General features: G+C 31.8%; 20 protein-coding genes. 12 read left to right on the top strand and 8 right to left on the bottom strand.

All coding sequences use genetic code 11. From position 1 onward, the window contains the following. Positions 1 to 416: 416 nt before the first annotated feature. Positions 417 to 2,366 (top strand): DNA topoisomerase (ATP-hydrolyzing) subunit B, encoded by a 1,950-nt coding sequence (gyrB, locus tag ABD715_RS16395; RefSeq protein WP_344789423.1) that lies wholly within the window; start codon positions 417 to 419, stop codon positions 2,364 to 2,366. A 110-nt stretch (positions 2,367 to 2,476) separates the two neighbouring features. Here the strand turns inward: gyrB and ABD715_RS16390 are convergent, their stop codons facing one another. The 6 genes from ABD715_RS16390 to ABD715_RS16365 all read right to left on the bottom strand — a co-directional run bounded on the left by ABD715_RS16390 (position 2,477) and on the right by ABD715_RS16365 (position 8,145). Next, positions 2,477 to 2,932, bottom strand: coding sequence for a hypothetical protein (locus ABD715_RS16390; RefSeq protein WP_344789422.1), 456 nt, complete (start codon positions 2,930 to 2,932; stop codon positions 2,477 to 2,479). A 171-nt stretch (positions 2,933 to 3,103) separates the two neighbouring features. Beyond that, the gene (locus ABD715_RS16385) at positions 3,104 to 4,135 is read right to left on the bottom strand and encodes a hypothetical protein (protein WP_344789421.1); all 1,032 of its coding nucleotides are present in this window, start codon (positions 4,133 to 4,135) and stop codon (positions 3,104 to 3,106) included. 168 nt (positions 4,136 to 4,303) lie between these two features. Next, a complete protein-coding gene (locus ABD715_RS16380; protein ID WP_344789420.1) occupies positions 4,304 to 4,879 on the bottom strand; it encodes a porin family protein in 576 nt (191 codons plus the stop codon). 29 nt (positions 4,880 to 4,908) lie between these two features. Next, positions 4,909 to 5,709, bottom strand: coding sequence for a zinc metalloprotease (locus tag ABD715_RS16375; protein WP_344789419.1), 801 nt, complete (start codon positions 5,707 to 5,709; stop codon positions 4,909 to 4,911). Positions 5,710 to 5,795: 86 nt separating this feature from the next. After that, positions 5,796 to 6,848, bottom strand: coding sequence for a hypothetical protein (locus ABD715_RS16370; protein ID WP_344789418.1), 1,053 nt, complete (start codon positions 6,846 to 6,848; stop codon positions 5,796 to 5,798). 244 nt (positions 6,849 to 7,092) lie between these two features. Next, positions 7,093 to 8,145 (bottom strand): hypothetical protein, encoded by a 1,053-nt coding sequence (locus tag ABD715_RS16365; protein WP_344789417.1) that lies wholly within the window; start codon positions 8,143 to 8,145, stop codon positions 7,093 to 7,095. Between the two features lie 258 nt (positions 8,146 to 8,403). Here ABD715_RS16365 and ABD715_RS16360 point away from each other — a divergent pair, with 258 nt between their 5' ends. The 7 genes from ABD715_RS16360 to secDF all read left to right on the top strand — a co-directional run bounded on the left by ABD715_RS16360 (position 8,404) and on the right by secDF (position 18,711). After that, positions 8,404 to 8,919 (top strand): RNA polymerase sigma factor, encoded by a 516-nt coding sequence (locus ABD715_RS16360; protein WP_344789416.1) that lies wholly within the window; start codon positions 8,404 to 8,406, stop codon positions 8,917 to 8,919. A gap of 61 nt (positions 8,920 to 8,980) precedes the next feature. Continuing rightward, a complete protein-coding gene (locus ABD715_RS16355; protein ID WP_344789415.1) occupies positions 8,981 to 9,889 on the top strand; it encodes a FecR family protein in 909 nt (302 codons plus the stop codon). After that, positions 9,882 to 12,434 (top strand): TonB-dependent receptor, encoded by a 2,553-nt coding sequence (locus ABD715_RS16350; RefSeq protein WP_344789414.1) that lies wholly within the window; start codon positions 9,882 to 9,884, stop codon positions 12,432 to 12,434. Before ABD715_RS16355 ends, ABD715_RS16350 begins: the two co-directional genes overlap by 8 nt. A gap of 102 nt (positions 12,435 to 12,536) precedes the next feature. After that, a complete protein-coding gene (locus ABD715_RS16345) occupies positions 12,537 to 13,574 on the top strand; it encodes a DUF6588 family protein (protein ID WP_344789413.1) in 1,038 nt (345 codons plus the stop codon). A gap of 247 nt (positions 13,575 to 13,821) precedes the next feature. Next, complete coding sequence (locus ABD715_RS16340; RefSeq protein WP_344789412.1) at positions 13,822 to 14,748, top strand: malate dehydrogenase; 927 nt, start codon at positions 13,822 to 13,824, stop codon at positions 14,746 to 14,748. Between the two features lie 147 nt (positions 14,749 to 14,895). Then, entirely contained in the window at positions 14,896 to 15,513 is a 618-nt protein-coding gene (locus ABD715_RS16335; RefSeq protein ID WP_344789411.1) for a hypothetical protein, read from the top strand. A gap of 213 nt (positions 15,514 to 15,726) precedes the next feature. Beyond that, the gene (gene secDF / locus ABD715_RS16330; RefSeq protein ID WP_344789410.1) at positions 15,727 to 18,711 is read left to right on the top strand and encodes a protein translocase subunit SecDF; all 2,985 of its coding nucleotides are present in this window, start codon (positions 15,727 to 15,729) and stop codon (positions 18,709 to 18,711) included. 226 nt (positions 18,712 to 18,937) lie between these two features. Here the strand turns inward: secDF and ABD715_RS16325 are convergent, their stop codons facing one another. Both ABD715_RS16325 and ABD715_RS16320 read right to left on the bottom strand, forming a co-directional pair. Further along, positions 18,938 to 19,573: a hypothetical protein gene (locus tag ABD715_RS16325; protein WP_344789409.1), complete on the bottom strand. Its 636-nt coding sequence runs from the start codon at positions 19,571 to 19,573 to the stop codon at positions 18,938 to 18,940. Between the two features lie 4 nt (positions 19,574 to 19,577). Continuing rightward, complete coding sequence (locus ABD715_RS16320) at positions 19,578 to 20,072, bottom strand: RNA polymerase sigma factor (RefSeq protein WP_344789408.1); 495 nt, start codon at positions 20,070 to 20,072, stop codon at positions 19,578 to 19,580. A gap of 266 nt (positions 20,073 to 20,338) precedes the next feature. Between ABD715_RS16320 and ABD715_RS16315 the strand changes: the two genes are divergently transcribed. The 4 genes from ABD715_RS16315 to ABD715_RS16300 all read left to right on the top strand — a co-directional run bounded on the left by ABD715_RS16315 (position 20,339) and on the right by ABD715_RS16300 (position 24,006). Next, the gene (locus ABD715_RS16315; RefSeq protein ID WP_344789407.1) at positions 20,339 to 21,064 is read left to right on the top strand and encodes an energy transducer TonB; all 726 of its coding nucleotides are present in this window, start codon (positions 20,339 to 20,341) and stop codon (positions 21,062 to 21,064) included. Between the two features lie 444 nt (positions 21,065 to 21,508). After that, entirely contained in the window at positions 21,509 to 22,846 is a 1,338-nt protein-coding gene (locus tag ABD715_RS16310; protein WP_344789406.1) for a histidine kinase, read from the top strand. 12 nt (positions 22,847 to 22,858) lie between these two features. Next, positions 22,859 to 23,194 carry a 2TM domain-containing protein gene (locus ABD715_RS16305; protein ID WP_344789405.1) on the top strand — a complete coding sequence of 112 codons (336 nt, stop codon included), beginning with the start codon at positions 22,859 to 22,861 and terminating at the stop codon, positions 23,192 to 23,194. A 56-nt stretch (positions 23,195 to 23,250) separates the two neighbouring features. After that, positions 23,251 to 24,006 carry a LytR/AlgR family response regulator transcription factor gene (locus ABD715_RS16300; protein WP_344789404.1) on the top strand — a complete coding sequence of 252 codons (756 nt, stop codon included), beginning with the start codon at positions 23,251 to 23,253 and terminating at the stop codon, positions 24,004 to 24,006. Positions 24,007 to 24,012 lie beyond the last annotated feature (6 nt).

The following is a 24,012-nucleotide window of genomic DNA, read 5'->3' as shown; positions in this document are numbered from 1 at the left end:
TAAGCTGTTTTTTTTCGTTTTTTAATTTTGTGATTTTAAATTAAAATGCTGTTTTTTAATTTAAAGCTGTTTTTAGACGTTTTAAGCGCTTTTTTTAGAAACTAATAATTGTTAATAATTATTGGATAAACTCGTTAAGTCGCTTTTAAATAGCTTTTGTATTTCGTATATTTGTTTGTATTCAAAAGGATGCTACTAAGCGTCTTTTTTTGTGCAATAATTTTGTGGTAGTTAGTTGGCTTAAATTTAAGGTATAACTATGGCAGATAAGCCCGCGTTAGGGATTGAAGTGGATAGCCCACAGCCCGACGTAGGAGGTGCGAGGACTTGCAACAAAAAGCCCGACCCTTGTGGTAACGCCCAAAGATTTTTTAGTAGATAAAGAATAAATAATTGAAATTAACAATATAAATAATATGAGCGAAGAAAAAGAAGCTTTTAACGAGCATAATTATTCGGCAGATAGTATCCAAGCCTTGGAAGGAATGGAGCACGTACGTATGCGTCCTTCGATGTATATTGGCGATGTTGGTGTGCGTGGTTTACACCATTTAGTGTACGAGGTTGTAGATAACTCGATTGATGAAGCTTTAGCTGGACATTGTAATAATATTACAGTTATTATTAATGAAGATAACTCGATTACTACAGAAGATGATGGTCGTGGTATTCCTGTTGGCTTACATAAAAAGGAAGGCGTATCTGCACTAGAGGTTGTAATGACTAAAATTGGTGCTGGTGGTAAGTTTGATAAAGACTCTTATAAGGTTTCTGGAGGTCTGCACGGTGTTGGTGTTAGTTGTGTAAATGCACTATCTGATAGTTTAAAGGCAACGGTTTATAGAGAAGGAAAAATATACGAGCAAGAGTACGAGCGAGGAAAAGCTTTGTATCCTGTAAAGCAAATTGGTGAAACCGATAAACGAGGAACAACGGTTACTTTTAAACCAGATGCTACTATTTTTACACAAACTTTAGAGTATAGCTACGATACTTTAGCGAGTCGTTTGCGTGAGTTGGCTTACTTAAATAAAGGTATTACAGTACATTTAGTTGATAGACGAAATAAGAAAGAAGACGGAGAGTTTGAAGGTGAAACGTTTCATTCTGAAAATGGATTGTCTGAGTTTATTCAATACTTAGATGCAACGAGAGAGCCTTTAATGAAAGATGTTATTTCTTTTGAAGGTGAGAAGAATGGTGTACCTGTTGAGGTTGCTATGATTTACAACACATCGTATGCCGAAAATTTACACTCTTATGTAAATAATATTAATACACACGAAGGAGGTACGCACCTTTCTGGTTTTCGACGAGGGTTAACGCATACCCTTAAAAAGTATGCAGACGAATCTGGAATGTTAGATAAATTAAAGTTCGACATTGCTGGAGATGATTTTCGTGAAGGGTTAACTGCTATTGTATCTGTAAAAGTTCAAGAGCCTCAATTTGAAGGGCAAACCAAAACAAAATTAGGAAATAGAGAGGTTTCGGCATCGGTAAGTCAAGCGGTTTCCGAAATGTTAACAGACTATTTAGAAGAGCACCCAGACGATGCTAAAACCATTGTGCAAAAAGTAATACTAGCAGCTCAAGCACGTCATGCAGCCCAAAAAGCGCGTGATATGGTACAACGTAAAACTGTAATGAGTATTGGTGGTTTACCTGGTAAATTATCTGACTGTTCTGAGCAAGACCCAGAAAAATGTGAGGTATTTCTTGTTGAGGGAGATTCGGCAGGTGGAACTGCAAAACAAGGTCGTGATAGAGCGTTTCAAGCAATTCTTCCACTACGTGGGAAAATTTTAAATGTTGAAAAAGCAATGTCTCATAAAGTTTTTGAAAACGAAGAGATTAAAAATATATTTACAGCTTTGGGTGTTACTATTGGAACCGAAGAAGATAGTAAAGCCTTAAACTTGTCTAAATTACGTTACCATAAAGTTGTAATTATGTGTGATGCCGATATTGATGGTAGCCACATTGCAACCTTAATTTTAACGTTCTTTTTTAGATATATGAAAGAATTGATTGAAAACGGACATATTTATATTGCAACACCGCCACTGTATTTAGTAAAACGTGGAGCTAAAAAGCAATATGCTTGGTCTGACGCAGAACGAGATAAAATCGTGTCTGAGTTTGGTGACGGATCTAAAATACAACGTTATAAAGGTCTTGGAGAAATGAACGCAGAACAACTTTGGGATACAACAATGAATCCTGAATTTAGAACTATGCGTTTGGTACAAATAGAAAATGGAACTGAGGCTGATAGAATTTTTTCTATGCTAATGGGAGACGAAGTACCGCCACGTAGAGATTTTATCGAGAAAAATGCTGTGTATGCAAATATTGATGCATAGATAATAATATGTAATGTAAAAAAATGCCGCTTTTTTAAGCGGCATTTTTTATTTATAGACTTGGAGACTAATTCAAATCATATATTTTTTTTAACCCGTTTAATGCTTTTTTATAAACCTAAGCCAACTCTTAGGCTAGGTGTGTTAACTCTAACATTAGAGCGTATGGTTGCTCTTCTTTCTGGGTACCTGTTGTAATGGTAATTATCGTATCTGTAATAATAAAATGATGCATGGCTGTAATAGTGGTCTCCATGATGACAGTGCGAATTACAGTGCTCATAATGTTCTGCATATGCATCTCTTTTACCTTTCATGTAGGCACGATAGGCTTTTCTATCGCTTTGTTTTAGTTCTTTTTCGTAGGCTGCTTGGTCTTCCCAAAAAACTTTATCTTCTTTCTTGTTTTCGGCTTTAAATTGTTGTTCGTATTTGGCATCTTCGGCAGCACGTTTTTTGTAATACGATTCTTTATCTAGTTTTGTTGTAGTTTCTGTTTCTTGTGCATGTATAGTAAAAGATAAACTAATAGCTAAAATAAATATGGTTGTTTTTAATAATTTCATGATTTTGATTTTAAGTTTATTATTTAACCCAATAAAGAGCTTTCGTTATTAAGACAACTAAAATCTTTTTTACCCTACCAAAAGTTTAAAATTTAAAAAAAATAAAAAAGGCCAACTTTTATAGTTGACCTTTTTGTGACTAATTTGAATGTATTTATGATGTGTTTTTATTTAGTTTTTTGTAATAAAAACAGAAGAAGCCGATGCTAAATCGTTGTTTACTGCGGGGGCTAAATTACCGCCAGAACCAATGTTGTTAAAGGCTAATATTCTTCCGCCAGCGTTTCCTGCTTCAGCAATAAATACCATTTTTGTATCGGCATCATAAGCAACATCTACGGGGTTACCTAAGCGTGTAGACGACCCAGCAACTCTTACTTGATTAGATAATGCCAATGTGCCATTGTTTGCTGTGCTAGCAAATTTACTTGTAAAATTTTCTATAATATGAAAACCACCATCGTCTTCTTTATTAGCAGCATCTGCAATATCGGTAAGAATCATAACGTCCGATCCTGCATCGTAAGTTAATCCGTGAGTTCTAACTATACCTTCTATTTTAATTTGCTTAGATGCGCTTAGGGTTGCATCAGTTGTATTGCTTAAAAAATTATTGTAAACAGCAAGCTCGTTAGTTGTATCAACAATGGCATATAAATCGTTTCCATCAAAAGTAATTCCCCATAATTTAAAATTGGTAGTAATGGTGTTTCTTAAAGTAAATGTATTGCCACTTTTAGTATAAATAAATAATTTACCATCTGGTGTTGTGTCGTTTCCATCTGCATCTGCATTATCTGCTACAACATACATATTTCCGTTTACTGCAAGTTCTCTAGGGCTAGACATATCGTTTGTTCCAGAAATATCGGCTGTAACAGAAGCGCCAGACATTAAACTAGAAATGTTAGAAAAGCCTTCAAGACCTAATCCAGAACGCGATGCTTGTATAACAGCATCAGAAGAGCTATCGTAATAAATACCATCTGCCATAGTAGACGATGTTAATAGTGTTTTTGTTGTAATATTTGAAGCATCGGTAACATCGTAACTTGTAATATTTCCGTTAGCGTTATTTGAAGCGTAAACTGTTGTGGTACTCATAGCACCTGGTTTGTTACTATCATCATCACTACAAGAAAAGGTAACTAAAGACGTTAAAATAATACTTGCTAAAATAGATTGAGATTTAAATCGTTTCATAAATTATTAGGTTTTTGTTATTTAGGCATACGTACGAAGTTAAAAATCGAGCGGTTTTGTTTTTTATATGCTTTAACAATTTATTATGATTTGTTTGCAAACTAAGCTGAAACAAAAAAGGCTAGTTTAAACGTTTAAACTAGCCTTTTTTATTAGAGTCTATAAGGTTTAAAAATCGAAACCTAAAGCGAATTGCCATACTCTATTTTGCGGGTTTCCTTCGTCGTAAATATCGCCTAGCCCTAAATGATACCTAACACCAAAGCTAACACCAGAGTCGGTTTTAAAACCAGTACCGAAGTTTATACCGTAATCGAAACTTTCTGGATTAAACTCTTGAGAGGCATTAAATAGGCTACTGTCAAACTCTTCTTTATGAGAAATGGCATAGCCAATTTGCGGGCCTGCTTCTAGAAAAAAGTTATTGCTAGGATATATTTTTAGTAATAACGGTAAATTAATGTAATCTAATTTTTGAGTAAATGTGCCACTATTATCTTTTAACTCGTAACCTTGTTGCGAGTATAAAAGCTCGACTTGAAAAGCGATTGCATTAGATACAAAAGATTCTCCGTAAAAACCGCCATGAAATCCGTGTCTTTGTCCTGTTTCTGTATCGCCATCAAAACTAACAGCAGCTAAATTATAGCCTAGTTTTATTCCAGCATTAGATTTTTTGTCTTGTGCATTTATGCTAAATATAAAGCATAGCATAGTTATTGTTGTTAAAAAAGTAGTTTTCATATATAATTTATTGAGGTTTAATAAAGATGTTATTTTCCGCCATTGGCTTGTAAATCTGCAATACATTGCGCATCTAGTTGAGGTGCAGTACTCATGTTGGCCATGTTGCTAATACCTGCTCCTGTTTCTGCAGACCAATACATTAAGCAGCTGTCTACATCGCAATGCTTTGGGTGTTGGTCGTCTTCATGGTCGGTTTGTAATGGCGATCCTAAATTTGTAAGTCCGAGAATATGCCCAAATTCATGTGTAATTACGGTAGTTTCTAAGAGGTTTCTACTGGGTTCAAAAGGGCTATTGCTAAATCTTTGAATGGTTTCTTCGTAAATTACAAACGAGGTATTCCAATAAGCGGTTCCTAGTACAACGTTAGAGTCTGAATCGTTACTAGACTTACCATCTATAAATAAAGCCCAAACAGCTATTTGGTTTTCTGTATTGTAATTTTTGCGTAGGTCTTTTTCTATATTGGCGATTTCTTCTATTGTGTATGTGTCTTGACCTAGTGATGGTATTTCGCGTTTTTCTACCGTAATGCCATTAGGTTTAAAAGTTCTGTTATTTAAAAATGAAACAAAATTATCTACACTAGCTTGTTCTGGTTCAAAACCTTCAACATATACCATTTCTATTACCATACTTTTATAGGTGTTGGCAGATAGTAAGTCGTTTGCAGAACTCCCTGTTGCTTGTCTATTTATGTTTTTATTTACTGTGGTAGTCTGGTTGTTTTCTGTGTTTTCTCTGTCTTCAGTAGTTACTGTTTCGTTGTTAGAACAACCAAAGATTAAAGTTAAAAACATTATTGCTATTAATGTGTATTGTTTCATTTTATTTAGGGAATTTGTTTTTTAAACAGCTACCAAATTTGTAGTAGCTGTTCTATTTTACATACGTAACAAATGCTTTTCTAGTTTTATATTTGAGCTAAAACTAAGGTTGTTGCAGCATTTGTAGAACTTTGTAGACTAATAGAGTTTTGAGAATAGCTTGTTATTTGCCAAGTATTATTTAATAATTCGAAAGAGGCATTGCCAGAAAATGTTAGCGATAAAAACACATTAAGTTCTGAGGCTACTTCGTAAGTACCTTCTACATTGTTAATAGTTGTATTTATTGTGTTTTGAGCTGTAACACTTAAATTATTAGTAAAATTTATAGTGTAATCTGCATAATTATTAGCTTTGTTAATACCAGATACTACATACGATTCTACTTTAAAGGCACTTTCTACTAATATATCTTTTATTTCGTTAGCATTGACTTCTGCTTCTTGCATTACTTCGTTTGTGCCTAAACACTCTGTTATTTTAGATTGTAAATCCATATCGCTTGTAATTTCAACCACAGTGTCTCCGCTTAAAGTGCCAGTAATGGGGTAGCTTACAGAGAATAATTGATCATTTTCAAAATTGTTCATGTAAGTGTATAATTGTTGCTCAGACTCTATAACAACACTTCCTGTTTGTTCTGCATTTAAGCTAAATGTTAAGATAGTAATAGGAAAATCGATGTCTAAACAATTAATAGCATTTTTAGCTTCGTTTTCTGCAGTTTCGCAAGCATCCATTAAAGCATCTAGCTCTGTTTGGTTTGCTACTTGTACCTCTGTGTAGTTGCTTAGTTTTACAGATAGAGGGAATTGAAATGAGATGATATCATTATCGTTAGTAAATTCTCCAAGTAAATCTAAAACCAAACTGTATTGAGATTCGCTAATTATGGTTAATTCTGTATTGTTTATTGTCGCTGTAACAGGTAATAATATTGAAGAGCAAGACATACCATCTAAAAAATCGTCAAAACTGCCATCGTACATCGATGTGCGCTCTAGGTTGTTTGCTGTTGGCGATGTTGCGTTGTTAGTATTTTCTCTATTTCCGTTTTCGCTATCAATTTCACTTTGGCATGATGTAAAACTAAATATAGCTGTTAATAATAGAACGATTAATAATTTTAATTTTTTCATGATTTTAAATTTTATAGGCTGTAATTACCTTGGTTTAGTAGTGTGTTTTACACTTTCTATGGTTAAGACAACTCTATTTAAATTTACCCTACCTTGTTTAAAAAAAAATAAGTTAAAAAGTATTGAAAAGGTAGTGCGATACATTTAATTGGTTTTCAAAAGTAATATTTTATAATAAAAAAACAGCTACCATTATATGATAGCTGTTCCACCTAAGTTTAAGTAACACATGCAGGCTTCTAGTTTATATTTGGGCTAAAACTATTGTAACTGCTGCATCTGTAGTGCTCTTTAGAGAGATTGAGCTTTGAGAATAGCTAGCTATCTCCCAAGAATTATTTAATAATTCGAAAGAGGCATTCCCAGAAAAACTTAGGTTTATATTCACTTCTATTTCAGAGGTTACTCCATAGGTACCTTGTACAGTATCCATACCTGTAAGCGTTGTGTTTTCTGCTTCGCAAGTTAAATCTCCAGCAAAATCGATGGTGTAGTTTGCATAATCTTCTGCTTTTTCTGCACCTTCGTATATAAAAGATTCTACTTTAAAGGCACCTTCAACTAAAATGGTTTCGAGTGCTTTGGCGTTTTCTTTAGCTTCCTCTTTTTGATCTTCTATTCCTAAACATGCTGTAATTTGAGTTTGTAAATCTAAATCGCTAGCAATATTAATAGTGTTTTCGCCTGCTAAAGTAGCTGTTATAGGGTAGTTAATAGCAAATAATTGATCGTTACCAAGTTCGTTTATGTAAGTGTATAACTCTTGGTTAGACTCTAAAACAATACTTCCCGTTTGTTCAAAATTTACATTATATGTAACTATAGTAATAGGGAAATCTATATCTAAACAGTTGATAGCACTTTCTGCTACATTTTCTATTTGTGAACAAGCCGATAAAATAACATCGTATTCCGTTTGATTAACTATTTGTACTTGTGTGTAATTGCTAATTTTAATAGTTAAAGGGAAATGTAAAACAATAGTATCTTCATCATTATTGTATTCTGTTAAAATATCTATTACTGTTTGGTAATCTGCTTCGCTAGCAACGTTAACATCGGTTCCGTTAACTGTTGCAGTAACTGGTAATAAAATAGAAGAACATGATACGCCATCTAAAAAATCGTCAAAACTTCCATTATACATAGAAGAACGTTCTATGTTTTGTGCGGTTTGAGAGTTTGATGAGTTTGCATCTGGGTTTTGCTCTACTACTGCATCGTCATCATCTTGACAAGATGTAAAACCAATAAGAGACATTAATAAGATTGCTGTAATACGTTTTAAATTTTTCATGATAATAATTTTTTTGGGTTCTTAATTTTTAATTCTGATTTTTTGCGTTCTGTAGGTAAGACAACCCTATTTTATTTTGCCCTACCTCGTTTTAATGTTTTTTTTTTGATATGATTAAAAATGCAGTTAATCTGTTTAGTTATATGTAAATAGATTTAATGCATTTTGTTTTCATTCGGGCTTAAGACAATTAAAAATAAATTTACCCTACTTTTGTTTTTGATTTTTTTATTTTTAGACTTAGAAACCTACTTTATAATGAGCAATAGCAAGCCAAATCTTTGTGAGGAAACTTACTTTAACACCTTTTATTTAGAGCATATACAGCATGCAAGTAATTTTGCATATTATAAATGTGGCGATAAGGACAATGCGCTAGATTTGGTGCAAGACGCGTTTTCTAAAATATGGGAAAACTGTTCTAAAATAGATTTTACTAAAGCAAAAACGTATTTGTTTACATCGGTTAATAACTTGTTTTTAAATAAGGTAAAACATAATAAAGTGGTTTTAGAATACGCTAAAGCAGCACCTTATATAGACCAAACAAACGAAAGTCCAGAATACATATTAGAAGAAGAAGAGTTTAAAAATAAGCTCGAAAAGACCATATCTTTATTAACAGATGCGCAACGCGAAGTTTTTTTACTTAATAGAATAGAAGGTAAAAAATATCGAGAAATAGCAGAATTGTTAGAGGTTTCTCAAAAAGCAGTAGAAAAAAGAATGTCTGCAGCTTTAAAAACAATACGAGAACATATCGAAAATATTTAATTGATATAAAGGGTAGGGTAAATTAACATGTAGGTGTCTTAAATACAGAAAGGACAAGAAGATGAATAAAGAAAACGACATATTAAAATGGTTTGAAGGCGAAATGTCTTCTGTAGACTTAAAGAAAAAATATCCAAACGAAGATTTTTCTACGTTAGAGAAGTTGGGGTTTTATTCTAAACAATTAAAAGCTCCAAAGGTAGATGCAGAAAAAGCTTTAGCAGATTTTAAAGCAAAACAGGTTAAAAAGAATAAGCCTAAAGTTATACCATTAAATTTTAAATCGTTTTTAAAAATAGCAGCGATTTTTGTGGTTATGCTTACATCGTCTTACTTTTTGTTTTTTAATAACGATAAATCTTTTGGCACTCAAATAGCAGAAACCAAAACATTTAATTTACCCGATAATTCTCAAGTTATATTAAATGCACAATCTAAACTATCTTTTAATAAAAAAGAATGGAAAGTAAATAGAAATTTAGAATTAGATGGTGAAGCTTTTTTTAAAGTAACCAAAGGCGAGGCGTTTACTGTGCATACCGATGCAGGAAATATTCAAGTTTTAGGTACGCAATTTAATGTAAAAGAGCGCGATAATTATTTTGAAGTGCAATGTTACGAAGGTTCTGTAAAGGTTACAAGTAGCCAAGGTAATGTGGTTTTAAAACCAGGAAAGTCTTTTAGATTGGTAAATGGAGCTGTTGTTGTTACTAAAGATTTTAATGCAGAAAGTCCGTCGTGGTTAACAAAAGAGTCTAGTTTTAGCAATGTACCGCTTTGGCAGGTTATAGAGGAATTGGAAGTGCAATACGATATTGTAATTTCTGTTGATGACGTAGATACATCAAAATTATTTTCTGGAAGTTTTACACATAGCAATAAAAATGTAGCACTACAAGCTGTAACCATACCATTAAAACTGAGTTATAAAATAGAGGGTAAAAACGTTAAGTTTTATAACTATGAATAGAACTAACTCTATAATTACCTTACTTTTTATAGTCTTTAGTTTTTCTTTTCAAGCTATAGCACAGGCTCAAGAAAAAATAGACCTTTTAGACCTTATAGAGCAATTAGAAGCAAAGTTTGATGTCAAGTTTTCGTATTCTGGAGACGAGCTTGCTCAGGTTTTAGTAAGTAAGCCAAACAAAGATGCATCATTAAAAGTTGTTATTGCTGAGCTAAACAATGCAACCGTTTTTAATTTTAAATTTTTAACAGAGCGGTATATTACAATATCTACAATAAATAAAGTTATTAGTATTTGTGGTGTTGTAATTTCTAGTACAGATAAGCAACCTCTTTTTGGGGCATCTGTAGTTGTAAAAAATACAACTAAAGGTACCATAATAGATAAAGATGGTTATTTTGAGCTTACTAATGTTGGTATTAACGATACCATAAATATATCTTTTTTAGGATTTAAAACCATAGAAATTAAAGCTACCCATTTAAGGTTTAATAGTAAGTCTTGTAAAACCTTAAATATGGATGCCCAGAATGAAGCTTTAAATCAAATTTTAATATCTAAGTTTTTAACCACAGGTTTGCAAAAGTATATTGATGGTAGCACGGTTTTAAATACCAATAAGTTTGGTATACTTCCTGGACTTACAGATCCAGATATATTACAATCCATTCAAGCTCTACCTGGTGTAGAAAGTGTAAACGAAAGTATAGCAAATATAAATGTTCGTGGTGGTACAAACGATCAGAATTTAATGCTTTGGGATGGTATAAAAATGTACCATTCAGGACATTTTTTTGGTCTTATATCGGCTTATAATCCTTATTTAACAAATAAAGTGGTGGTTACTAAAAACGGTACTTCAAGCGAGTTTAACGAAGGCGTTTCTAGTACCATAAACATGTCTACTAAAAACAAGATTACCAATACCTTTTCTGGCGGAGCAGGAGCTAGTTTAATTCATGCCGATGCTTTTCTAGAAATACCATTAACTAAAAAACTGGCTTTGCATGTTTCGGGCAGACGCTCTTTTACAGATGTTTTAAATTCGCCTACTTACGATAATTATTTTGAGCGTAGTTTTCAAGATAGTAAACTTACTACTAATAGTGGTGATACAAGCGACAGTAAAAGTTCTTCAGATTTTTTCTTTTATGATTATACAGCGAAATTACTTTTCGATTTAAATGATAACCACAAGTTTAGAGCCAACATAATAGGTATTAATAATAATTTAGATTATAGAGAAAGTTTTAAAAATTCTGAAGATGAAAAGGAATCTAAAACAAGCAACTTAAAACAAGAAAATTTAGGTTTTGGTGCGAGTTGGAACGCTTTATGGAATACTAAATTTAATACCGAGGTCACAGCGTTTTACTCTCAATATAATGTAGATGCTATAGATTATAGAGTAGAAACAGACCAAAGGTTAATACAGGCTAACGAGGTTTTAGAAACCAGTATTAAATTAAAAACAACGTTTAAAGTTAGCAATACTATTAATGTTTTAAATGGTTATCAATTTAGCGAAATAGGTATTTTAAATGCTACCGATGTTAGTGCGCCATCTTACGATAAAACAAAGAAAGAAGTATTATTAAATCATGCGCTTTTTGGCGAAATAGAGTTTAATAAAAACAATACCTATTTAAGAGTTGGGGGTAGAGGTAATTATTTCCAAAAGTTTAATAAATTAATTATAGAACCACGTTTAAATTTTAGACAAAAAGTATTTAATCGTTATGCCATAAAGTTACAGGGTGAGTTTAAAAATCAATCTGCTACACAAATTATAGATTTTCAAGACGATTTTTTAGGTGTAGAAAACAGACGTTGGATTTTAGCTAACGAGCAAAATATTCCAATTTCAGAAAGTAAGCAGGTTTCTCTAGGTTTAGAGTATAATTATAAAAACCTAGTGATAGATGTTGAAGGTTTTTATAAAAATGTAGATGGAGTTACGGTATCTAATCAAGGGTTTTATAATAATTTTCAATATATAAATGCAGCAGGAAGTTATAATGCCAAAGGTGTAGAGTTTTTAATTAATAAAACAGCAAACAATTATAGTGCATGGCTAAGTTATGCCTATAGTGTAAACAATTATGAATTTAAAACTCTAGAACCATCAGTTTTTCCTAATAATGTAGATATAAGACATTCTGTATCTATGGCTTTTAATTATGATGCGCTTTCAAACTTAAAAATCTCTGTAGGAGGCGTTTGGAGATCGGGTAAACCATATACAAAACCAGTAGAAGGTAACGAAACAGTACAAGATGGTAATAATACTTTTGTAAACTACGAGGCGCCAAATAGCGAAAATCTTGAAAATTTTATGAGGGTTGATGCCTCAGTTAACTATAATTTTAATATTTCTAAATCGACTTTAGGCACATTAAGAGCAGGAGTGTTAAATGTTTTAGACCGTAAAAATACAGTTAATCGATATTACGAAGTGAGTCAAGAAAATTCAGAAAAAGCCATTCAAATAGATAATTTTTCATTGGGTTTAACACCTAATGTAAGTTTTAGAGTTCAATTTTAATCAGCAAATTCAATATTAAGAAATCGTTAAAAACCCTTTTATTTCGATAAAGTGTATTTTTGTATGTTTTTTTTTATATATTTGTATAATCAAAGTAAGAAAATGAAAAAAGCCCCCTTATTTATGTTGCTTAGTATGGCAACAATGTCTTTAACCGCTCAAAACGATTTTGATGCTCTTTTAGTAGCAGGAGTAGATAATGCAGAACGTTTTGCCAACGATTATTTAGCGCCAGGAACCAATGGCTTAATGCATAGTATGAATGCCAATTGGTTTAATACTGCAGAAGCTAAACCATTGGGAGGTTTCGAAATTTCTATTATTGCCAATGCATCTACTATAAAAGATGATAATAAATCTTTTTTAATGAGCATAGCAGATTATAATAGTGATCCAGATCAAGATTTTGAAATTAGTTTCCCTGATGGTGTGGCAAGTAAAAACGTAGCTACAGCTTTAGGCGAAAATGATCCGGATGTAGACATAATTGTTACTTATGAAGATGCTCTTTTAGGCGAGCAAAGCGAAACCATTACTTTGCCAAGTGGTATAGGAGAATCTAGCGCTAATTTACTGCCAACCGCTTTTATACAAGGCGCATTAGGGCTTAGTAAAGGTATAGAGGTTAAGGGGCGTTTTGTGCCAAAAATAGAAACCGACGAGGTGTCTTTAAGTATGTATGGCGCTGGTTTGCAAGTAGAATTTACAAAGTGGTTACCTGCAGATAAAATATTGCCTGTAGCCATATCTGGTTTAGTGGCCTATACACATATAGATGGTTCTTACGATTTAACAGAGTCTTCTGGGATAGATGGAGAAGACCAACGCTTAGAGAACGATACCAATACAATTTTGGCACAGTTAATAGCATCAACAAAATTACCAGTTATTAATTTTTATGGCGGTATTGGTTATATAAAGGGTAAATCAGAATCAGATTTGTTAGGTACTTATAGAATATCAAACGGGCCATTTTTTTCAGAAACAGTTACAGACCCATTTTCTGTATCTAGCGAAGTATCGGCTGTACGTGGTACTATAGGCACAAAATTAAAGTTAGGTTTTTTTAGGCTTAATGCAGAATATCATATATCAGAATTCGATGCTTTTTCTTTAGGAATTAATTTCGGATTCAGATAATAAATCATTTTAATAGAAAATTTAGTTAATTTTTTTCATATAGTTTTAGTTAGTTGTTAGTTTTTAGAAAGTGCAAGATTTTTTATCTTGCACTTTCTTCGTTTAGAGTATTAAAATTTGTAGTTTTGTATGACTAAAATCATAAAATTCAGTCGTATAAAATACGATCTTTAATCATCAATAATTTCGTGTAAAGTGCGATTTTATATAAAACTCAAAAAAATAAAAACAATTTAAATATTATCTTATGAAAGTTACAGTAGTTGGAGCAGGAGCAGTTGGCGCAAGTTGTGCTGAGTATATCGCAATAAAAGATTTTGCAGCAGAAGTTGTGTTATTAGACATTAAAGAAGGTTATGCAGAAGGAAAAGCGATGGATTTAATGCAAACAGCATCTTTAAACGGATTCGATACAAAAATTACAGGAGTTACTAACGATTATAGTAAAACTGCTGGTAGTGATGTTTGTGTTATTACTTCTGGTATTCCTCGTAAACCAGGGATGACTCGCGAAGAGTTAATTGGTATTAATGCAGGAATTGTTAAAGCGGTATCTTCTAGCTTAATAGAGCATTCTCCAAATACTATTATTATTGTGGTTAGTAACCCAATGGATACAATGACTTATTTAGTGCATAAAACAACAGATTTACCTAAAAACAGAATTATTGGTATGGGTGGAGCTTTAGATTCTGCACGTTTTAAATACAGATTAGCAGAAGCTTTAGGCGCTCCTATTAGCGATGTAGACGGTATGGTAATTGGAGGACATAGCGATAAAGGTATGGTGCCATTAATAGAAAAAGCTGCAAGAAACAGTGTAAAAGTTTCTGAGTTTTTATCTGAAGAAAGAATGGATCAAGTAGTGCAAGATACTAAAGTTGGTGGTGCTACATTAACTGGTTTATTAGGTACTTCTGCCTGGTATGCTCCGGGAGCTGCAGTATCTGGAATGGTTCAAGCCATTGCATGCGATACTAAAAAGATTTTTCCTTGCTCTGCATTATTAGATGGTGAATATGGTTTAAGCGATTTATCAATAGGTGTACCATGTGTATTAGGTGCTAACGGTATTGAGCAAATTGTTAACATTAGCCTATCTGATGCTGAAAAAACTAAATTAGCAGAATCTGCAGAAGGTGTTAAAAAGACTAACGGATTGTTAGAACTATAATACAAAGTAAAATTTTAAATATCTAAAACCTGCTAGTTTAAAAAACTAGCAGGTTTTTTATTTAAAAATAATAGGTGTAATTAGAATTAAATTAGATATTTATATAAAGACTGTAGAAATACAGCCTTTATTTTTTATATTTGGCGCATGAAAGCAAGATGGTGCATTAGTGCTATAATTTTTATACTAACCTTATTTGGTGTTGTTAATCAGCATCAAACAACGTTACCAAACCAAGAAATTGTATTGCAGTTTACAGATGTTGAATTAACATCTGACGCGGCACAACATACAATTGCCATGGTTAAAAGGCAATTACAAGCCATTGGAGTTGGCAACTTGCGCATAAAAGAAGGTAGTAACGGGAAAATAAAAATAGCGTATTATAGTGATGCCGATGTTGCTAGCATTCAGAAAAAACTATCCAACGAAAAAGAATTAGCGCTTGATTATACTTTAAATCAAGAGAAAAAAGAGTCTAAGTTTCCTTCAAAAGATATCCAAATAGGTTACGATCTAGATGTTTACGAAATTCAAAAAGCAAACGATGTTCTTTTAGATATAGATGGCAAGTTTGTTTTAGAACCTAAATATACAAACGATAGAAGTTTTAATCCTAATTTTGACGTTTCGTTACCGGTAATAAATATTAAACAAACCGGAGATATAGCCAAAGTAGCTTACAGAGTATCTAGAAATATAGCTATACAAATTAGCGATGCTTTACATATTATTCCAGAAGTTAGAGCAGGCCCTAAATGCTAAAAGGGCTAATTAGTATAAACTAAAAATTATTCCTAATAACAAAACTAAAAACTTAGGGTAAGTGCTTTATTTAGAAGTGCAAACCTTAAAATAATGCCCAATACTATCTGTTATTTGGGTTTTTAAAATCATTTTTACATATTAAAAGTGCCAAATGGTAAAGTAAATTTTATATTTGCTCGCCTAAAAAAAATGGCAATAAACAATTAAAACATGCAAAATAAAGGACTAGTAAAATTATTTGCTCTTTTGTTTGGGTTGGTTAGTATTTACCAATTATCATTTACATTCAAAGGAAATCAAATTCAAAAAGAAGCAGAAGAAAAAGCTATTAGCGCAATAGCAGAAACGGAAAACGATTACCGTTCTAAAAGAAGTGCAGAAGAGGCTAATTATTTATCTGCAATTGCAACAGATACAGTTTACAACATTGGTATAGCAAAATATACATATAATGATGTAAAACAAAAAGCGATGAACCTTGGCCTTGATTTAAAAGGAGGTATTAACGTAATATTACAAGTATCTGTAAAAGATATTATTAAAGGATTGGCTAATTACAGTAAAGATCCTCTTTTTAATAAAGCTTTAGATGATGCTTCAGAACTTCAAAAAGATAGCCAGAATACATATTTAGATGATTTCTTTGTGGCTTTTGATGCTATTAAAGGTGATAAGAAGTTAGCGTCTCCAGATATCTTTTACACAAAAGCATTAGATGGAGAAATTAACGGAAATATGTCTGATGACGAAACAAAAGAAATTATTAGAACTAAAATAGACGAGTCTATTGTTTCTGCTTTCGAAGTATTACGTAAACGTATTGATGAGTTTGGTGTAACCTCTCCAAACATTCAACGTTTAGGAAATTCTGGTCGAATTTTAGTAGAGTTACCAGGAGTTAAAGATGTAGAACGTGCAACAAGTTTATTACAAAGTACAGCACAATTAGAATTTTGGGATGCTTATAAAGGCGAACAATTTTTACCATTTTTATACCAAGCAAACGAAGTTTTAAAGCAAACCGTTACAGCAAAAAGCGTAGAAGAGGTAGCAGAGTCTGCAGATGAAGAAAATGATGCAGATGCTAAAATTAGCGATCTTTTAGGTGATGCTACTACAGACTCTACAGCTGTAGCTGCAGTTAATCCTATTTTAGATTTAATGAGAGGTCAAGGCTATAGAGGCGGACCAGTTGTTGCTCAGTTCGAAATAAAAGATAAAGCAACAATAATGGAGTATTTAAACTCTAAAGAAGTAAAAGCTTTAATTCCTTCAGAATTACGTTATGTAAAATTTGCTTTTGGTAAGCCAGAAAAAGGAAGCGAAATAGTAGATTTATATGCCTTAAAAGGTAATAGAGATAACTTGCCAGAATTAAGTGGAGCAGTGGTAACAGATGCGAGTAACGAATTTGGAGCTACTGGAGAGTCTGAAGTATCTATGCAAATGAATGCTAAAGGTGCTAAGATTTGGGAAGAAATGACAGGTAGAGCTTATAACACTCAAGGACAAATTGCTATTGTTTTAGATAACGTAGTATATTCTGCTCCAGGTGTAACTACTGGGCCAATTTCTGGTGGGCGTTCTTCTATTTCTGGAGATTTTACTTTAAACGAGGCTATCGATTTAGCTAACGTATTACGTGCGGGTAAATTACCTGCGTCTGCAGATATTATTTCTAGTACAGTTGTTGGACCTTCTTTAGGTCAAGAAGCTATAGATAGCGGTTCTATGTCATTCTTAATTGCTCTAGCTTTAGTATTAGTTTGGATGATTTTATATTATGGAAAAGCAGGTGGATTTGCAGATATCGCTATGCTATTTAATATTTTATTAATCTTCGGAATTTTATCAGGATTAGGTGCTGTATTAACATTACCTGGTATTGCTGGTATTGTTCTTACCATTGGTATGTCGGTTGATGCGAACGTACTTATTTTTGAGCGTATTCGAGAAGAATTATCTAAAGGTAAAACACAAGGAGAAGCTATTAAAGACGGATTTAGTAATGCATTATCATCTATTTTAGATGCCAACATTACTACTGGTTTAACAGCATTAATTTTATTTGTATTTGGTACAGGGCCAATTAAAGGGTTTGCAACTACATTATTAATTGGTATTGCAACATCATTATTTACAGCTATTTTTATAACAAGATTGTTAATCGATTGGTATGTAAATAAAGGCGGACAGTTAAACTTCTCTACAGGAGCAACTAAAAACTTATTTAGAAACATGAGTATCGAGTTCTTGAAAAAGCGTAAAATTGCTTATGCTATTTCTGGTGTTTTTATTCTTGTTAGTTTAGGTTCTTTAATTGCTACAGGATTAGATCAAGGTGTAGATTTTGTTGGAGGTAGAACATACCAAGTGCGTTTTGCACAAGATGTAAGTGCTTCAGAGATTTCTAACGAATTGGCAGATGCTTTTGGTAGTGCCGATGCAAAAACTGTTGGAGATGCTAACCAATTAAAAATTACTACCAAGTACAAAGTAAACGAAGCTAGCGCTGAAGTAGACGAAGAAATTAGATTAAAATTATATAACACATTACACCCGTATTTAGCTGGTGTTAGCTACGAGCAGTTTTTAGATTTAAATGATGAAAACAAACAAGTAGGTTTAATGGAGTCTTTTAAAGTAAGTCCAACCATTGCAGATGATATTAAACAAGCATCTTTCTGGGCTATCTTAGGGTCTTTAATTGTTGTGTTCTTATACATATTATTCCGTTTTAAGAAATGGCAATATTCTCTTGGTGCAGTTGCAGCAGTATTTCACGATGTATTAATTGTATTAGGTATCTTCTCTTTAACGTATAAGTTTATGCCATTTAATATGGAAGTAGATCAAGCATTTATTGCAGCAATACTTACTGTAATTGGGTACTCTTTAAATGATACCGTGGTTGTTTTCGATAGAATTCGTGAGTTTTTTAACGAACACACAAACTGGAAGTTCGAAAAAGTAGTAGATTCTTCTTTAAGTAGTACACTAAGTAGAACGTTAAATACTTCTTTAACAACATTAGTAGTATTATTAGCTATCTTTATTTTTGGAGGAGAATCTATTAGAGGCTTTATGTTTGCATTAATTGTAGGTGTAGTTGTAGGTACATACTCATCATTATTTATTGCAACTCCAATTATGTTTGATACAGTAAATAAATTAAAAGGAAAAGGGAAGGAGTAACCCTTAAATTTTATAATAAAAAAGCCTGTTTACATATTGTAAACAGGCTTTTTTATGTTTTATCTTAAGGTAAAATACTGTATGTGTTTTTAAAGAGGCTTTAGCTGGTTTTACATATAAAAAAGAAAACAAATAAGCCTTTTTAGTAACTGTATTTAAAAACTAAACTTAAAAGTATTGTAAGTTAAATAAAACTTATTTAGCACTTCTAATAATAAAGATTTACTTATAAATCTAACTTTTTTAACTCTTTGTAATTGCGATTTAAACGTTTTAAAAGAATACCATAAATTAACTTGTAAAATAACCAGAAAATAACCAGAAAAATAATTGAAAAAACAGCAAGAATGGTTATAATAATAATTAAGCCATTTTCGCCTAAACTTTCTATACTATTAATAACATTTGTATCGTGTTGCAGCGATAGGTAAAAACCAAAAGCAAGCGATACACCCATCATTATAAGGTTATAAAGCACGTAGTATTTAATTATTTTACGTGTTTTTAAAATATTCTCCATAAGCTTTTTAGCACTATCTGTAACAGAGATGTTTTTATAAGCATTATATAGAAAATAGATAAAAACTAATATAACTATATAACTAAAAATGGTAATACCCATAAATACATATTCGTTGGGGAACATGGTATCTAATTTTTCTTGATAATCATCCGATGTAAAATAGGGTATAGTGTTAATAATAATCCAAAATGCAAGTTCTGCAATACTTATGTAAAAAAGGGTTTTTACAATAGAAGACGATTTTTTATGTAACATACCATAAATATCTTTTACAGATACTTTGGTGTGATTAGAACTCTCTTTGTTCCAATCTTTTTTTAATAGGTCTAATTCATCCATAGGCTTACGGATTTAAAATGGTTCTTAATTTTGTTTTAATTCTATTCATCTTCACACGGGCATTCACTTCACTAATTCCCAAAGTTTCACTAATTTCTTTATAGTCCTTGTCTTCTAAATACAAGAAAACAAGAGCTTTTTCAATATCATTTAGTTGGTGTACAGCTTTATATAGTACTTTTAATTGTTCTTCTTGTGTATCGTCATAATCCTCTGCTTTTATTTTAAAAGACACGCCTTCAAAATCTTGAGTTTTAATGGTTCGTTTAGATTTTCTGTAAAGGGTAATGGCAGTGTTTAAGCCAACTCTATACATCCAAGTACTAAATTTTGCATCGCCTCTAAATTTTGGATACGCCTTCCATAATTGTATGGTTATTTCTTGAAATAAATCGTTATGCGCATCATAATTGTTTGTATAAAGTCGGCAAACTTTGTGCACAATATTTTGATGCTTTTCTAGCAATTCTACAAAACTATGTTCAAGCTCTTTATTCAATGGTGTGGTTTAGTTATTGTATAAGTATATTAAACTTTAAATATGTTACAATGTTATAACATATTTTTTTAAATAAAATGTAGAACAACTTGATTTTAGCTGATTTTTAGGTTTTTAGTTAATTATAAAACCATATGTTTTTATTGTAGCACATTTGTAATTTGTATAAATATGACTGTTATAAAATAGATTTTTTGGTAATATGATAATTATCATGGTTAAATTCTAAGAATTCCAATAATTTTAATGTATTAAATGTTAGAGTTATGAAACTAAAAAAGAATCCAGAATTAGAGGTTGGAAGGAATAGCAGCCTTTATTTCGCTATCGGTTTAAATATCATGCTTTTTATATCATGGCAAGCTTTAGAGTATAAAACTTACGAGAAAAGAGATGTTGTATTGGATGTGTTAAGTATGGAAGAAGTTGTTGAAGAAGAAATACCTCTTCTTAGTTTAAATACGCCACCTCCGCCACCACCACCTGCAGCAGTAGTTACAGAACAAATTAAAGTTGTAGAAGATTTAATTGAAGTTGAAGAAACGGTTATAGAAAGCACAGAAATTAGTCAAGAAGATGTGGTTGAAGAACGTATTGTTAGTGTTTCGGATGTTGAAGTTGCAGAGGTCGATGAGTATGTAGAAGTGCCATTTGCAATAATTGAAGATGTACCCGTGTTTCCTGGTTGCGAAGGTGTTAAAAAATCGCAGCGTAGAGCATGTTTTCAAAAAATGATTATGCAGCATGTAAGTAAAAATTTCGAATACCCTCAATTAGCTTTAGATATGGGGATAAGCGGTAGGGTATTCGTAATTTTTACTATAGAAAAAGACGGATCTATTAAAAAAATAAAAACAAGAGGTCCAGATAAAGTACTAGAAAAAGAAGCGCACCGTATTGTTAGCATTTTACCAAGAATGACACCAGGGAAGCAGAGAGGCGAACCCGTTCGTGTACCATTTAGTTTACCAATAAACTTTAAAATGAAATAGTTTAATTATTTTTTTAGTCTTTAATTAAGCAGGTAGCACATACTTTAATAAGTATATGCTACCTGTTTTTATATTTGTATATGTGGTTTTTACAATTCAGGTATAATTTTTTACAGTTGGGGTATTCCTTTTTTTTAAATCTGTATTGCTGTTAGATATTTGTAGTGTAATTATCAATCAATCAATCAATCAATCAATCAATCAATCAATCAAAAACGAACAGTATGAAAACTTTAAAGTCTAGCTTAATATTATTTGGCTCTGGTGCATTAAATCCGCCTTAAAAATTACCTAGAATAAAATAAGAAATTAAATAGCAATAATCATTAAACAAGTAAGGCTATTTAATTTAAGATTAGCACAAACATTACAACTTTTTGCTAACTTTAAAGCAAGAATAACTTTAGTTTAAAATTAAAATTAAAATTAATTAATAAAGAAACCATGACAAAATCAGTTAAACATATTTTTATAACATTAATTATTGGCTGTGTTATATTTGTTTTAAGTAGTTTTTTAACAAACGGGTTTTCTTATAATAGTATTAGCGAGTTTGTAATTCAGTTTGGTTTTTGCCAGTTGTATTCTTTTGTTTTAGGTTATTCTAATATGTTCTTTTTCGATTATTTAGAGCAGCGCCAATGGAAAAAAACAGATGTAGTAAAGCGTGTTGTAATTGGTATTACGGGATCTGCCATTATAACATTAATGGGACTGTTTGTTTTAAGACTCTTAACAGCTTTAACTCTAGAAGAACAAAGCATTAGTATATTTTTAAAAAATCAAAAATGGAGCAATTATTCCTTTGGAATGTGGGTAACATTAACCATAGTAATAATATTTCATGTTGTATATTTTTATAATAAGTATCAGCAAAATAGAATAAAAGAACAAAAAGTAATAGCAGGTACTGCAAGTGCAAAATTCGATGCTTTAAAAAATCAATTAGATCCACATTTTTTATTTAACAGTTTAAATGTATTAACAAGTTTAATAGAAGAAAACCCAGATAACGCCCAACGGTTTACAACTTCGTTATCTAAAGTATATCGCTATGTGTTAGAGCAAAAAGATAAAGAATTAGTAACTGTAAATGAAGAATTAAGATTTGCTAAAACCTACATGACGCTTTTAAAAATGCGTTTTGAAGATAGTATAGTTTTCGAAATGCCAGAAGAAGCCTCTAATGCAGAGAGTAAGGTTGTACCTCTGTCTTTACAGTTATTATTAGAAAACGCTGTAAAACATAATATGGTAACAAGTAGTAAACCATTGCATATAGAAATATACGAGAAGGATGGTAATCTTGTTGTCCAAAATAATTTACAACCTAAACAAATAGTAAAAAAGAGTAGCGGTGTTGGTTTAAATAATATTACCCAACGTTACGATTTACTTACTAATAAAAAAGTATTAATTAATAAAGAAGCAAGCAGTTTTGCAGTGTCAATACCAATGCTTACTAAACAAATATCAGTTATGAAAACACAATCATCAATCGAAATGGACGATGCTTATTTGCGCGCCCGAAATCATGTAGACGAGTTAAAAGGGTTTTACTATAGCCTAATGTCTTACTGCCTAGTTATTCCTTTTTTAATATTTATAAACTACCATACTTACTGGGGTTACCAATGGTTTTGGTTTCCAATGTTTGGTTGGGGCTTAGGTTTATGTATACAAGCATTTAGAGTTTTTGTAAGTCGTCGTTTTTTAGGCAACAGCTGGGAAAAACGTAAAATGGAAGAGTTTATTAGAGAAGAAGAAAAAAACTGGGACTAAAACATAGGTATTATGAAACGACATAGAATAGAATCAAAAACATCGAGTACATTTTCTAATCAAGATGCATATTTAAGAGCAAAAAAACGATTAGACAAACTTAAAGGTTTTTACTGGCATTTGGTATCGTATATTGCTGTAAATGTATTTTTAATAGGTGTTATAGCGGTAAATTATGGGCTAGAAAATATATGGAACTTTGGTACTTTTTCTACTGCCTTTTTTTGGGGAATCGGGCTTGGTTTCCATGCCATAGGTGTATTTGGAAAAAATGTACTATTTAGCAGGCAATGGGAAGATCGTAAAATACAAGAATATATAGACGAAGATAAAACCCGTTGGGAATAGTAAATAAAAACCTCAAGTAGAGCAGTAAATAGAACATAAAAAATAGGATTATAAAGATGAATGCATTAATTATAGAAGACGAAAAACCATCGGCAAGACGTTTGCAACGTATGCTTAAAAAATTAGATTTAAATGCCGAAACCATGCTGCATTCTGTAGAAGAGTCTTTGGAGTGGTTTCAAAATAACGAACACCCAGATTTAATTTTTTTAGATATTCAGTTAAGTGACGGACTTTCGTTCGAGATTTTTGAAACTATAGAAATTAAATCGGCTATAATTTTTACTACAGCTTATGATGAATATGCTCTACAAGCCTTTAAATTAAACAGCATAGATTATTTGTTAAAACCCATAGACGAGGACGATTTAGAAATAGCTGTTAAAAAATACAAAGAGCGTGTACCTCAAAAACAAGCAGTAACGCTAGATTTTAACGATATTAAAAAGCTATTAGTAAACCCTATAGATAGAGTTTATAAAAAACGTTTTTCGGTTAAAGTTGGACAACACTTAAAGCTTATAAATATAGACGATATAGAGTGTTTTTATAGCGAAAATAAGGGTACATATTTATTCACGAACGAAGGTAGAAATTACCTTTTGGATACTACTTTAGAGCATTTAGAAAAAGAGTTAGAACCTCGAACGTTTTTTAGAATAAACAGAAAATTTTTTGTAAACATAAATGCCATAAAAGATATGGTAAGTTATACCAATTCTAGATTGCAAATAAAGTTAAAAACGTATACTGATAAGGATGTTATTGTAGCTCGCGAGCGTGTTAAAGATTTTAAAACATGGTTGGAGTAGAGGGTA

This window comes from Postechiella marina (genome assembly GCF_039538365.1).
GTDB classification, from domain to species: domain Bacteria; phylum Bacteroidota; class Bacteroidia; order Flavobacteriales; family Flavobacteriaceae; genus Postechiella; species Postechiella marina.
The sequence above is the reverse complement of the archived record's forward strand: the minus strand, read 5'-3'. Positions and strand labels throughout refer to the sequence as shown.